The organism is Mesorhizobium sp. USDA 4413, assembly GCF_056280365.1.
Map to the genome: position 1 here is coordinate 6,561,480 of NZ_JBVPRP010000001.1, position 12,556 is coordinate 6,574,035.

At 64.2% G+C, this 12,556-nt stretch carries 12 protein-coding genes; 1 reads left to right on the forward strand and 11 read right to left on the reverse strand.

The window, feature by feature from the left end; genetic code table 11:
- Nucleotides 1–2: 2 nt before the first annotated feature.
- The 5 genes from ACVMIM_RS31880 to ACVMIM_RS31900 form a co-directional block, all read right to left on the reverse strand.
- A complete protein-coding gene (locus tag ACVMIM_RS31880) occupies nucleotides 3–755 on the reverse strand; it encodes a sugar phosphate isomerase/epimerase family protein (RefSeq protein ID WP_476116894.1) in 753 nt (250 codons plus the stop codon).
- Nucleotides 756–786: 31 nt separating this feature from the next.
- Nucleotides 787–1,884 carry an ABC transporter ATP-binding protein gene (locus ACVMIM_RS31885; protein WP_476117445.1) on the reverse strand — a complete coding sequence of 366 codons (1,098 nt, stop codon included), beginning with the start codon at nucleotides 1,882–1,884 and terminating at the stop codon, nucleotides 787–789.
- Between the two features lie 2 nt (nucleotides 1,885–1,886).
- Nucleotides 1,887–2,819 (reverse strand): carbohydrate ABC transporter permease, encoded by a 933-nt coding sequence (locus ACVMIM_RS31890; RefSeq protein WP_278051792.1) that lies wholly within the window; start codon nucleotides 2,817–2,819, stop codon nucleotides 1,887–1,889.
- Nucleotides 2,812–3,705 carry a carbohydrate ABC transporter permease gene (locus tag ACVMIM_RS31895; RefSeq protein ID WP_278051791.1) on the reverse strand — a complete coding sequence of 298 codons (894 nt, stop codon included), beginning with the start codon at nucleotides 3,703–3,705 and terminating at the stop codon, nucleotides 2,812–2,814. Before ACVMIM_RS31895 ends, ACVMIM_RS31890 begins: the two co-directional genes overlap by 8 nt.
- Nucleotides 3,706–3,790: 85 nt before the next feature.
- Nucleotides 3,791–5,029: an ABC transporter substrate-binding protein gene (locus tag ACVMIM_RS31900; protein WP_041003629.1), complete on the reverse strand. Its 1,239-nt coding sequence runs from the start codon at nucleotides 5,027–5,029 to the stop codon at nucleotides 3,791–3,793.
- Between the two features lie 381 nt (nucleotides 5,030–5,410).
- Here ACVMIM_RS31900 and ACVMIM_RS31905 point away from each other — a divergent pair, with 381 nt between their 5' ends.
- Nucleotides 5,411–6,454, forward strand: a complete 1,044-nt coding sequence (locus tag ACVMIM_RS31905; RefSeq protein WP_476116897.1) for a LacI family transcriptional regulator — start codon at nucleotides 5,411–5,413, stop codon at nucleotides 6,452–6,454.
- Between the two features lie 151 nt (nucleotides 6,455–6,605).
- Here ACVMIM_RS31905 and gndA read toward each other — a convergent pair whose 3' ends face one another.
- From gndA to ACVMIM_RS31935, 6 genes are all read right to left on the reverse strand, one after another.
- The gene (gndA, locus tag ACVMIM_RS31910) at nucleotides 6,606–8,030 is read right to left on the reverse strand and encodes an NADP-dependent phosphogluconate dehydrogenase (protein ID WP_476116898.1); all 1,425 of its coding nucleotides are present in this window, start codon (nucleotides 8,028–8,030) and stop codon (nucleotides 6,606–6,608) included.
- Nucleotides 8,031–8,156: 126 nt separating this feature from the next.
- Nucleotides 8,157–9,785, reverse strand: coding sequence for a copper resistance CopC/CopD family protein (locus tag ACVMIM_RS31915; RefSeq protein WP_476116900.1), 1,629 nt, complete (start codon nucleotides 9,783–9,785; stop codon nucleotides 8,157–8,159).
- Nucleotides 9,786–9,838: 53 nt separating this feature from the next.
- Nucleotides 9,839–10,357, reverse strand: coding sequence for a YcnI family copper-binding membrane protein (locus ACVMIM_RS31920; RefSeq protein ID WP_476116902.1), 519 nt, complete (start codon nucleotides 10,355–10,357; stop codon nucleotides 9,839–9,841).
- A gap of 30 nt (nucleotides 10,358–10,387) precedes the next feature.
- Nucleotides 10,388–10,942: a copper chaperone PCu(A)C gene (locus tag ACVMIM_RS31925; protein WP_476116904.1), complete on the reverse strand. Its 555-nt coding sequence runs from the start codon at nucleotides 10,940–10,942 to the stop codon at nucleotides 10,388–10,390.
- Between the two features lie 88 nt (nucleotides 10,943–11,030).
- Entirely contained in the window at nucleotides 11,031–11,393 is a 363-nt protein-coding gene (locus ACVMIM_RS31930; RefSeq protein WP_476117447.1) for a DUF2946 family protein, read from the reverse strand.
- A gap of 205 nt (nucleotides 11,394–11,598) precedes the next feature.
- Complete coding sequence (locus tag ACVMIM_RS31935; protein ID WP_041003644.1) at nucleotides 11,599–12,501, reverse strand: GntR family transcriptional regulator; 903 nt, start codon at nucleotides 12,499–12,501, stop codon at nucleotides 11,599–11,601.
- Nucleotides 12,502–12,556 lie beyond the last annotated feature (55 nt).

Genomic DNA, 12,556 nt, shown 5'->3' on the forward strand with positions numbered 1-12,556 from the left:
GATTACTCCTGCCAGCTCTTGGCTGCCGCGATCGAGCGCCGGGCAAAGCGCTCGATGTCGTTGGGATTGTCCTGTTCCATGACGAAATACTGGGCCGCGATTCTAGCGCGCAATGTCTTGAACAGGCCCGCCCAGTCGATCGTGCCGTGACCGACGTCCGACCAGCCGTCCTCGTCCAGCCCCTCGCCCGGTTTGGCGATATCCTTGACGTGGACGGCGACGATGCGCTTGCCGTGTTTTTCGATCCAGGGCAGCGGATCGGCGCCGCCCCGCACCACCCAGGCGACATCCATTTCCCAGCCGATATCGGGTGCGGCGGACAGGATATGGTCCTGCGGCAGCGAGCCGTCGGCGAGCGGCTTGAACTCGAAATCGTGATTGTGCCAGGCAAAGCCGTAGCCGGCCTTCTTCGCCACCTCGCCGACCTTGGCCAGACGCTCACCGAAGCCGCGCCAGCCGGCGGCGTCGGACGGGCGCTGATCGGGCATCAGATAGGGGCAAACCAGGAGCGTGATGCCGAGCGCGTCGGCGATTTTGCGTACACCGTCGAAATCATTTTCCAGCGCGTCGATCGAGAAATGCCCGGTCGGCATCGCAAGCCCGTTCTTGTCAAGCTCGGCGCGGAATGCCTTCGGGTCGTCATAGACGCCGCCGAAGCCCTCGACTTGGGCATAGCCGAGTTGCCCAAGCATTTTCACCACGCCGTTCCATGGCTGGAAATTGCGGGCGCTGTAGAGTTGGAATGACCAGTTCATCTGTCCTGTCCGTGCTGTTGGTCCTGGGAGGTTAAATTCGGTTGCCGGTTTGAGCGTCGAAGAGCGAGGCGCGCATCGGATCGAAGCCGATGCCGACGGCATCGCCATTCTTCGGCGTGCGTTCGGAGGTGACGCGCACGGTGAAGTTCTGCTGGCCGAGTTTGAGCCAGACCAGCGTGTCGGAACCCATCGGCTCGACGACCTCGACATTGGCCGTCGCCGTGAAGGGCCAGCCCGTGCCGCTGTTGAAGGCGACATGCTCGGGCCGGATGCCGAACACGGCCGGCCCCGGCACCGGCTCCTTCTCGAAGGCATAGGTTGCAAGCGGGATGCGCACGTCCTCGACGACAAAGTGCCAGTCGCCGCCGGCCTGCTCCAGGCGGCCTTCGACGAAGTTCATCGCCGGCGAGCCGAGGAAGCCGGCGACGAAGCGGTTGACCGGACGGTTGTAGATGGTCTGCGGGGCATCGAGCTGCTGGATGACGCCGCCTTTCATCACCGCGATGCGGTCGGCCAGCGTCATCGCCTCGATCTGGTCGTGGGTGACGTAGATCATCGTGTTCTTCAAGCGGCGGTGCAAAAGCTTGATCTCGACGCGCAATTCCGAACGCAGCTTGGCATCGAGGTTGGAGAGCGGCTCGTCGAACAGAAAAACGTCGACGTCACGCACCAGCGCCCGCCCGATCGCCACGCGCTGGCGCTGCCCGCCGGACAGCGCCGAGGGCTTCCTCTGCAGCAGCGGCTCGATCTGCAGGATCTCGGCAGCGCGCGCGATGCGCTTGGCGATCTCGTCCTTCGGCACGCCGGCGACGCGCAGGCCGAAGGAAAGGTTCCGCTCCACCGTCATCTGCGGATAGAGCGCATAGGACTGGAACACCATGCCGATGCCGCGGTCCTTCGGCTCCTCCCAGGTGACGTTCTTGCCCTTGATGAAGATGCGGCCGTCGGAAATGTCGAGCAGGCCGGCGATACAGTTGAGCAGGGTCGACTTGCCGCAGCCCGACGGTCCAAGCAGCACGACGAACTCGCCCTCGGCAACGTCGAGATTGAGCGTCTTGAGCACCGGCAGCACGCCGAAATTGAGCGACAGGTTCTGGATCGAAACGCTGGGATTGCCGGTCGCTGCCATCATCATCCTTTCACCGCGCCGGCGGCGATGCCGCGCACGAAGAGCTTGCCGGAAACGAAATAGACGATGAGCGGAACAAGGCCTGTCAGGATGGTCGCGGCCATGTTGACGTTGTATTCCTTCACGCCCTGCACCGAGTTGACGATGTTGTTGAGCTGCACCGTCATCGGATAGGTGTCGGGGCGCGTGTAGACGACGCCGAACAGGAAGTCGTTCCAGATGCCTGTCACCTGCAGGATGATGGCGACGACGAAGATCGGCAGCGACATCGGCAGCATGATGCGCAGATAGATGCCCCAGAAACCCGCGCCGTCGACGCGCGCGGCGCGGAATAGTTCCTCCGGCATCGAGGTGAAATAGTTGCGGAACAAAAGCGTCAGGATCGGCATGCCGAAGATCGAATGCACGATCACCAGGCCGGTCAGCGTGCCGTAGATGCCGATCTCGCGCAGGATGATGACGATCGGATAGATCATCACCTGGTAGGGGATGAAGGCGCCGACGATCAGGATGATGAAGAATGTGTCGGCACCCTTGAAGCGCCAGTTGGCCAGGGCGTAGCCGTTCACCGAGGCGATCGCGATCGAGAGCAACACCGACGGCACGGTAATGCGCACCGAATTCCAGAAGCCGCGCGAGAGTCCGTCGCAGTTGAGCCCGGTGCAAGCGCTCGCCCAGGCTTTCACCCAGGGTTCGAAGGTGATCTCCATCGGCGGCGAGAAGATGTTGCCGAGGCGGATTTCCGGCATGCCCTTCAGCGAGGTGACGATCATCACGTAGAGAGGCAAAAGGTAGTAGAGCGCCACGACGATCAGCGTGCCGTAGAGAAAGATGTTGCGGCGCGACAGCACATGCCGCGGCTTCGGCCCGCTCGGGCCGGCGGCATCGCGCCTGAGCGCTTCGGCGCCGCTGGACAGGGAGGCGACGTCAACCACGCTTCGTGCCTCCGAATTCGAGATAGGCCCACGGCACGATCACGATCACCACCGACAACAGCATCATGGTCGAGGCGGCGAAACCCTGGCCGAGATTCTGGGCGAAGAACATGTAGTCGTAAACATATTTGGCGGGCACTTCGGAGGCGATGCCGGGGCCGCCGCTGGTCTGCGCCACGACCAGGTCGTAGACCTTGACGATGCCGGCGGCGATGATCACCAGCGTGGTGATGAAGACCGGCCGCATCATCGGAATGACGATGAACAGATAGGTCTTCCAAGTGGGAATGCCGTCCACTCGCGCCGCCTTCCAGATATCTTCGTCGATGCCGCGCAGGCCGGCGAGCATCAGGCACATGATGAGCCCCGTGCCTTGCCAGAGCGCGGCGATCGAGATGCCGTATATGACGATGCTGGAATTGTAGAGCGGGTCGAAGCTGAAGCTCGTCCAGCCGAGGTCGCGCACGACGCGCTGTACGCCGAAATCCGGATTGAGCAGCCATTGCCAGACCAGCCCGGTGACGATGAAGGACAGCGCGAAGGGATAGAGGAAGATCGTGCGGAACGTGTCCTCGAAGCGGATCTTCTGGTCGAGAAGGGCGGCAAGCAGGAAGCCGATGACCAGCGAGAACACCAGCGATATCGCGCCATAGATCAAAAGGTTCTCGATCGAGACCAGCCAGCGCGATGTCGACCAGAGCCGGTGATATTGGTCGAGCCCGACGAAGTTGAGCCGCGGCAACAGCTTCGAATTGGTGAAGGAATAGAGCACCGTCCACGCCGTGCCGCCGACGAACACCACGAGCGCGGTGAGCACCATCGGGATCGATGCGACCTTGGCGTTGAGGTTCCGGAAAAGCTTGCTTGGGCGTTCGCTGTTGCTCATCTCGGCAGCCGCGCTGGGACAATGAGGGCGTCATGCTCCCGACCCTCGATAGGCTGGGGCCGGGAGCCGGCGGGGGCGCCGGTTGTCAGTCCGCCGAACCGATGATCTCGGCGAAGCGCTTCTGCGCCTCTTCGACGCTCATGTCGGGCTTGGCGAAGAATTCAGAGAACAGGTCTTCCTTCTGCTTCTGGGTGTCCTGCGAAAGCAGTTGGTCCGTCCACGGCATGACGGCGCCCTTGGCGAGAATGGCCAGGCCCTTCTTCATGCAGTCGTTCGCCGTATTGAGGTCGACATCGCCGCGCACCGGTAGCGACCCCTTCTTGAGGTTGAAGGCGACCTGGGTCTTCGGGTCGAGCAAGGTTTCGGCGAGCACCACCTGCGCCTTGGCCTTCGCCTCGTCCTTGAGCAGCGGGAAATAGAAAGCGTCGCCGCCGGTGGCGATGACTTCGTTGAGCCCGAGGCCAGGCAGGCAGGTATAGTCCTTGCCGGCGGTCTTGCCGGCGACCTGGAACTCGCCCTGCGCCCAGTCGCCCATGATCTGGCCGGCGGCCTTGCCGGTGATGACCAGGTTGGTCGCCTGGTTCCAGTCCTGCACATTGGTGTTCTTGGCCATCTTGCGGGCGTCGTCCGCCGCCTTGAACACCTTGGCGATCTCCGGACCGGCCGCGAAGGTGGCGTCCTTGTCCTTATAGACCTTGAGGAAGGTGTCGGTGCCGCCGACAGCGGCCATCAGCACGTCGAAGGCGCCCGAGGCCTGCCAGGGCTGCCCGCCGACGGCGAGCGGAATGATGCCGGCCTTCTCCAGCGCCGGCGCGTCGGCCACGAACTCGTTCCAGTCCTTCGGCATCGGCAGGCCAGCCTTCTGGAAGGCCTCGTTGGACAACCACAGCCACTGCCAGGAGTGGATGTTGACCGGCACGCAATAGATCTTGCCGTCGATGGTGCAGCTATCGAGCAGGCTCTTCGGCCGCACGATCTCCGTCCACTTGTCCTTGGTGGCGATGTCGGTGAGGTCGCGCATCAGGCCCGCCTGCACCAGCTCCTCCGCCTGGCGGCCGTGGTTGAACTGGGTGGCGCCCATCGGATCGCCGCCGGTGATGCGGCTGATCATGATCGGCCGCGCCGTGCCGCCGGAGCCGGCGATGGCGCCGTCGACCCAGTGATTGCCCGTCGCGTCGAACGCCTTGGCAAGCTCGGCCACCGCCGCCGCCTCGCCGCCCGAAGTCCACCAATGGGTGACTTCCAGGTCGGTCGCGGCCGCCGGACCGGCGAAGTTGAGCGCAACCGTCGCGGCAAAGGCGGCAGTCAGGAATTTGTATCGCATTTCGGCTTCCTCCCAGAATCTGAAACGTTACAGATTTTGGATACGGCAAATGGTCCGTCTAGGCAACCCCTCGCCTGAAAGCGGGGCGAGGTTTTTTCGCGTCGCGAACAAAATCATCCGATCGAGGCAGCAGTGCTGGCGTTCCTCTGGTAGTTTCGTGCCGAAATTATGCCGGGCCGATATTCCTTGTGATTCCAGAGACTTTCGACCGCTCTCAAACCCGGAACGCGGGGCCCCGACCTCGCCGGTCAATCACGAATATTGGCAATCTGTAACGTTTCAGTATATTGAACCAAGTCGCAAGCTGAAGGTCGCGCAAAGTCGACACCGCACGATTGCCGGCCGGCCCCGCGGCTGCTATGCGCCTGACGGGCGGGACGAATGGACAGACGGGTAAAGAAGAAGGACGACGACACGTCGGGCAAGGAGCGGCCGACGCTGAAGACGCTTGCCTTCATGACCGGGCTCGGCGTCACGACCGTGTCACGCGCGCTCAAGGACGCGCCGGAGATCGGTGCCGAGACCAGGCGCCGGGTCCAGCTCGTCGCCAAGCAAATCGGCTACCGGCCGAACCGGGCCGGCGTACGCTTGAGGACCGGCAAGACGAACGTCATCAGCCTGGTGCTTGACACCGAACGCGAGATCATGAGCTTCGTCTCCGACATCATCTACGGCGTTACCGAGGTGATCGCCGACACGCCCTACCATTTGATCGTCACGCCCTATTCGCGCTCGCAGGATCCGCTCGACCCGGTTCGCTATCTGGTCGAGACGGGCTCGGCCGACGGCGTCATCATCTCGCGCACCCAGCCCAACGATCCGCGGGCGCGCTACATGCTGGAGCGCGGCATTCCCTTCGCCACGCATGGCCGCACGGACATGGGGCTGGTGCATCCCTATCACGACTTCGACAATTACGCCTTTGCCGGCGAAGCCGTGCGCGCGCTCGCCGGCAGGGACCGCAACCGGCTGGCCCTTGTGACGCCGCCGCTCGGCCTCACCTATTACGGCCATACGGTGAACGGCTTTGCAGACGCGCTGAGCGAGGTGAGCGCCAGCGAAGTGCCGTTCAACACCGTCTCCATCGACCACACGATCGAGCAGATCAGGATGCGCACTGCGCAATTGATGCGCCGCGACGATCGCCCGGACGGCATCGTCAGCAGCGCCGCCGCGGCGACGCTCGCCGTGGTGGCCGGCATCGAGGACGCCGGACTGAAGCTCGGCCGCGATGTCGACGTGGTTTCGAAACAGTCCTCGGAACTGCTGCATCTGTTCCGGCGCGAGCTGCTCGTCGTCAACGAGAACTTCCGGCTGGCCGGCTCCGAGCTCGCCCGGGCCGTGCTCGGCTGGATCGGCGGCAAGGAACCGGGCTCGCTGCAATCGCTCAGCAAGCCGGGCGAGGTTCTGCCTTATCGGGGTTAGCTCTGGTTTCTGACTAAATGACCTTCACCGGGTTAGGCGGCTACGTCGGAGATTGGCCGAAACCCTTCAGCTTCGTCATCCGCGGGCGGAGCGGGAGCGAAGCGGACGCGCAGACCCGAGGATGGCGATCGGAGAGCCGTCTGGGCCAAACCTAGGCAGCCCCGCTGCCCCACGGGCCATGGAACGCCCCCTCTTCCCCGATGCGCTCGAAGCCATGCGCGCCGAAGAAGTCGCGCTGCGCCTGGATCAGGTTCGAGGTGCCTCGCCCCTGCCGGTAGCTGTCGAAATAGGCGAGCGCGGAGGACAGCGCCGGCACGGGCGATCCGGCCTCGGAAGCCCGCGCCACGATGCGCCTGAGCGACGGATGCGCCTCCTTCATCATGGCAATGAAGGCCGGGGCCATCAGGAGACTGGTGGACGCGCTGCCAGAACCGAACGCCTCGGCCATCGTGTCCAGCATCTGCGAGCGGATGATGCAGCCGGCGCGCCAGATCTTGGCGATGGTCGGCATCGGCAGATTCCAGTTGAACTCCTTCGAAGCGCCGCTCATCACGGCGAAGCCCTGCGCGTAAGCCGCGATCTTGCCGGCAAACAAGGCGAGCTCCAGATCCTTGAGCAGCGCGGCCTTGTCGCCGGAGATCTTTTCGACGCCGATATTGCCATAGGCCTTTTCCGCCGCCTGCCGCTCGTCCTTGATTGAGGACAATACGCGCGCCGCGACCGCCGCCTCGATCGCCGTTGCGGGAATACCGAGCTGCTGCGCCTCGATGACCGACCATTTGCCGGTGCCCTTCTGCCCGGCGCGGTCGAGGATGACGTCGACCACCGGCTTGCCGGTCTTCGGATCGTCGGCGGCGAGCACCTTGGCGGTGATCTCGATCAGGTAGGAGTTGAGCCGGCCCTGGTTCCACTGCTCGAAGACCTTGCCGATCTCTTTGGGCGCCATGCCGAGGCCGTCGCGCAATATGCCATAGATCTCGGCGATCATCTGCATGTCGGCATATTCGATGCCGTTGTGGATCGTCTTGACGAAATGGCCTGCACCGTCATGCCCCAGCCAGGCGGCGCACGGCTCGTCCTTGAACTTGGCGGAGATCGCGGTGAGCACTTTCTCGACACGCTTCCAGGACTCTTCGGTGCCGCCCACCATGATGGAAGGACCGTGGCGCGCGCCTTCCTCGCCGCCAGACACGCCCATGCCGATGAAGGTCAGGCCCGATCCGGACAGTTCGGAGAAGCGGCGCATCGTGTCGCGGAAATTAGCGTTGCCGGCGTCGATGACGATGTCGTTGTCGGAGAGCACGCCGCGAAGAGCCGCGATCTGCTCGTCGACCGGCTTGCCCGCCAGGACCATGATGATGATCGGCCGCGGCGGCCGGATCGCAGCGGCAAGCTCCTCCAGGCTGTAGCAGGGAACGACCCTATCCTTCAGCGGGCCGGCGCTCTCGACGAAGGCGTTGGTGCGCGACGGCGTGCGGTTGAAGACGGCGATGCGGTGCCCGTGCTCGGCGATGTTGAGCGCCAGGTTGGACCCCATCGTGCCAAGGCCGATCAGGCCGATTTCGGCTTTTTCCATCGTTTCTTCCCTGCTTCCGGATGCTTGTTATGGCCGCGTTTCGGGCGATGCCCACTGTTTCGCAAGATGAATGACGGGCCTTGGCGGCGGCGTCAACCGCCTAGCCGAATTGCATCGGCGGGTTGGCTATTGCGCCCTGATCTCTATGGGAGCCTCTATCTTCACCATCTCGAAATCCGAAACGAGGATATCCAACCGAGCGTTCCAGCGCCCGGAGATTGGAATGACGAGATTGTCGACGCGCCAGGTGCCGTCTCCGGGCTTGGTCGCCGGTCGCTTGATCGGCTCGATGCCGGAATCTGGCTTCGACAGCACCAGTGTCACCGCCTTGGCGTCCAGCGGTCCGAAATCGCCGGTCATGATCACGATCGAAGCGGCGACCTCGCCCGCATGGCCGGGCGTGACGCTGAGATCCGCCATTGCCTTCAAAGTATGGATGTGGATCGACGCCGGCTGGGCGGCGGCGATCGCCAGCGCGCGCGGCGGCGGGGTGAAGCGCCAGCCGGCGGCGACACCGAAGATGGCGAGCACGATCAGTATCTCGATGCCGATCGAGCGCACCAGCCGCCGCTGCACCTCGGTGTCGCCGGCTGCGGCGGGCGCCGTCAGCGTCCAGCGATTGACCGCAGCAAGCGTGAACAGAAAAAGCAGCAGCGCCAGCTTCAAGAGCAGCAGCCGGCCATAGGACGTGTCGATCAACGCCGCCGGCTGCTGCACTTGGATGATCGCCAGCACGAAGCCGCTGGCGGCAAGCACGATGACGACAGGCAGGATCGCGCGGGAGAAGCGCCGCAGAAAGGCTTTTGCTTCCGCCGGCTCTCGCCGCAATGCGAGCCCGAGCGGCGCCAGCGAACCGGCCCAGAAGGCGATTGCGGCGCCATGCAGGAACACCAGTAGCCGCGTCAGCCATTGCGGCTCGGCGGCGCTGGCGTGGCCGCTCACGGCGAGGGCGACGCCGACACCGAGCAGTGCTGCGCTCGCCGACAGCTTGCGAAAGCCTGACGGCCCGGCAAGCGAAAGCAGCGCGAGACCAAGCGCGATCAGCCCGATCAGCACCGTCGAGACGTAGCTCGTCTCCAGCGCAGTCTTCCAGACCGTCGGCGCCGCAAAGCGCGCGAGCGGAGCGCCAAGTCCGTCCAGCCCTTGCAGGCCGAGCGACACGGGCGCCGCGACGAGGCCGAAAAGCAGTGCCCCGGCGATAAAGCGCTGACCGCGGCGTCGGTCCCCGGCCAGCCAGGCGAGCGCGAACGCGCCGCCGACGCCAAGGAAGAGGCCGGCATAGAGAAATAGCTTGGCCGCCCAGATCGCCGCGCGCAGCGTCCAGTCGACGGCTTCGCCCGCCACCGGCGCGGCACTTGGCGCGCCGACGGAAAACAGCGCCGAACCGCCGACCGGATGGCCGTCGACCGACACCACCCGCCAGCTCAGCACATGCGTGCCGGATTTCAGCGTTTCGGGATTGTCGATCTCAACGGTCTGATCCTTGAGACGGAAGGATGTCAGCGCAAGCTGCGAGCCGTCCGGCCGCACAAGTGTCAGCACCAGCGGCGATACCGGCTCGCTGAAGGTCAGCGAAAACTGCGCCGGGCTTTGCGTCAGCACCGCGCCGTCCGTCGGGTCGGTCGCGACCAGCGCCGCATGCGCGAGGGCGCGGCCGGGCATGGCCAACACCGCCGCAACCATGAGCGCCGCGACCAGCCAGGCAAGCGGGCCGGCGTGCAGGCGGATCGTCGAGGAAGGCTGCGCTGCGTTCATGCCGTCTTAACAGGAACTGTTGGCGCGCCCCGATGGAGCGCGCCGACAAAAGATCATTTCTTCGGCAGCAACTTGATGCCGGGCGCCGGAGTTTCCAGGGCGTCCTCATCCTGGCCGACCGCCGCGATCTCGATCCAGCGATCGGCGGCGTCGCCGCATTCCTGCACCACCGGGAAATAGAGCATCTGGCCGGCCGGCAGATCGGCCGCCAGCGAAGCGCGGAAGACGAACTCGTCATAGAATTCGTCGGGCAAATTGCCGCCGCTCCAGTCCACTTCCTTCACGCCGGTGCTCAGCGTCTCGCCATAGAGCTGGTAGGATTTCTCGTATTTGCCCTTCTTGATCTGCAGCGTCCAGCCGGGCTTTGGCATCGGCTTCACCGCGATGACGCCTTCGGGGATCTGCACGCGAACCGCGGTCGTTGCCTTGCCCTCGCAGCCATGCGGCACGCGAAAAACCGCCTTGTAGGTCGAGCCGACAGCCGCTTCCTGCGTTTCGAGCGTGATATGGGCGAGCGCGGCACTGGTGCCGAAAGCGCAAAGCACGCCGGCCGCCAAAAGATACTTCTTCATGAATTGTCCCTCCGATTTCGAATTTGCGGATTAGTCGGCGTGATCTATGTCCATATCGCCGCTGCCCGTCTCACCCATGCCTTCGACGGCAAACTCTACTTTGACGCTGCCGGCCTTCTCGAAGGTCAGCGTCGCCGGGAACTTCTCGCCCTGCTTCGGCTGCCGCTTGAGGCCGACGAACATCAGGTGATAGGCGCCGGGCTTCAGCGCGACCTTGCCGCCGGCCGGGATCTCGAGCCCGCCGCTGACCGGCCGCATGGTCATGACACCGTCCTTGACGCCCATCTCATGCAGTTCGGCCTTGTCGGAGATATCGGAGGAAATCGACAGCAGCCGGTCCGGCGCGCTGCCCTTGTTGACTACGGTGAAATAACCGCCGGCCACCTTGGCACCGGGCGGCGTCGCCCGCGACCAGGGGTGCTCGATCTCGAGATCGCCGACCTTGAATTCATGCGCGAGGGCGGCGGGAATGCAGGCGAACAGGAGAAGAACGACAAGCACGGCAAGGCCGATGCGCTGCTGGAGGCGGAAACGCGGCGCGCCGCGAAAGGCGAAGGCTTGCGCCTCGTAAAGAACATTGGACATGGTTGCTCCATGAGTACGGGATCGCGCCGGAATGCGGCCGCGAACAGTCTGATCTTTGGATGAACAGGCGCGCGGAACGTTCCGCGGTTCAGACCAACGCCGGCGGTGCGCGCGGATTGGCCGGAGAGCGGTCGCGGGCGAAGTCCTGGTGCCGGAAGGCCGGAAGCTGGAAGGCGACCGCCTCGAAAAGCTGGGTTCCGGCCAGCGTGGCTGCTTGCGGCGGCGGCAGATGCGCCGGCGAAACCATGCTGCAGCCGAACGAGCAGCAGGCCGGCATATGCTGCTGGTGTGGATCCCCGCCGGGAAACTTTACAGCGCCTTCATGCGTGCAGATGACATTGCCGAAGGCGTCGAGCTGCGAAGGCGCGCCGAAGGCGAAAGCGCCGAGAGAGGACTGAAGCAATAGAAGCAGCGCCGCGACAAACGCGGCCGGCGTGCTCCCTCGTCTCAGCCTTATATCCAACGCAAAGCCTCTCCGGAAACTTGATCGACCCTAACACGGACGATGCGGCCGGGAAAATCGGCAAAACCGCGCTGCGGCAACACGGCGCGACGCGCCCGTTTTATCGCCCAGACCCGCTGCACGCTTCTGGGCGACATCGATTAGGGTCCGTTGAGATTCAGGTCAGGCCGCATCACCTGAATATCGACAGATCCTAGGCGGGCTGCGCCTGCCGTCCTTCGGGAATGGAACTCAACAGCGTCTGGCGCGCCGACTTCAGGTGCTTGCGGCAAGCGACGTCCACCTTGCCGGGATCGCGCGATTTCAGCGCAGCGATATAGGCGAGATGCTCCTGCACCGCGACCTCGTTGCGCTGGCGCTCCTCGGCCTTGTTCCACTGGTAGTGGTAGTGGAAGATCATCGCGATGACATCGTAGAAGTCGACGATGAAGCGGTTGTGCGAGGCGCGGTGGATCAGCCGGTGGAAGCGCTCGTCGAGCTCGGAGAATTCATTGAAGCGCGTGGCGATCTCGCTGGCGAGATGGCGATGCTCGACCTCCAGGCGGTCGAGATCGGCCCATACCGCGCTATCCTCCGGCAGCGCGGCGAAGGCCGCCGCCGAGCGCAGCTCGAACATCTCGCGGATCTCGGTTAGCTCCAGCGCGAAAGCACGCGTGAACCCCTTCAGCACCCAATGGCTGTTGCGTCGCTTCTCGATCAGCCCGAAGCGCGAGAAGCGGATGAGGAACTCGCGCACGCTGGTGGTGCCGACGCCGATCTCGCGCGCCAGCTCCAGCTCGTTGATCTGCATGCCGGCCTCGGCGCCCTCGGCAAGCAGGCGGCGCATGAAGGATCGCTCGATGATCTCGGCCAGCGAATCGGTCTCCTCCTCGGGGAAGTAATCCTCCGGCCGCGCCGCCCTGAGCACTGTCTTGTTGCGCTTGTTCCAGGCGATCAGCCCGGTCTCTTCCATGCGCGAAAGAATGCTTCGCACCGTGGTGCGGCTGACGCCGAGCAGCGTGCCGAGCTCAGGCTCCGACGGCAGGCTCTTGGTCTCGTCGAGCAGCCTGAGGCAACGGTTGAAGGCGTCCTTGTAGACATTGTTGCTCTTCGACATGCCCCGTATCCCCCAACGCTTGCGGCAACTCGCCGGAAGCGCGATATGATGGGTG

What these genes read in the sequence shown, in the direction of transcription:
- ACVMIM_RS31880 (WP_476116894.1), bottom strand. Translation starts at nt 755, where the DNA reads ATGAACTGGTCATTCCAACTCTACAGCGCCCGCAATTTCCAGCCATGG.
- ACVMIM_RS31925 (WP_476116904.1), bottom strand. Translation starts at nt 10,942, where the DNA reads ATGTCCAATGTTCTTTACGAGGCGCAAGCCTTCGCCTTTCGCGGCGCG.
- ACVMIM_RS31905 (WP_476116897.1), top strand. Translation starts at nt 5,411, where the DNA reads ATGGACAGACGGGTAAAGAAGAAGGACGACGACACGTCGGGCAAGGAG.
- gndA (WP_476116898.1), bottom strand. Translation starts at nt 8,030, where the DNA reads ATGGAAAAAGCCGAAATCGGCCTGATCGGCCTTGGCACGATGGGGTCC.
- ACVMIM_RS31885 (WP_476117445.1), bottom strand. Translation starts at nt 1,884, where the DNA reads ATGGCAGCGACCGGCAATCCCAGCGTTTCGATCCAGAACCTGTCGCTC.
- ACVMIM_RS31900 (WP_041003629.1), bottom strand. Translation starts at nt 5,029, where the DNA reads ATGCGATACAAATTCCTGACTGCCGCCTTTGCCGCGACGGTTGCGCTC.
- ACVMIM_RS31895 (WP_278051791.1), bottom strand. Translation starts at nt 3,705, where the DNA reads ATGAGCAACAGCGAACGCCCAAGCAAGCTTTTCCGGAACCTCAACGCC.
- ACVMIM_RS31915 (WP_476116900.1), bottom strand. Translation starts at nt 9,785, where the DNA reads ATGAACGCAGCGCAGCCTTCCTCGACGATCCGCCTGCACGCCGGCCCG.
- ACVMIM_RS31920 (WP_476116902.1), bottom strand. Translation starts at nt 10,357, where the DNA reads ATGAAGAAGTATCTTTTGGCGGCCGGCGTGCTTTGCGCTTTCGGCACC.
- ACVMIM_RS31935 (WP_041003644.1), bottom strand. Translation starts at nt 12,501, where the DNA reads ATGTCGAAGAGCAACAATGTCTACAAGGACGCCTTCAACCGTTGCCTC.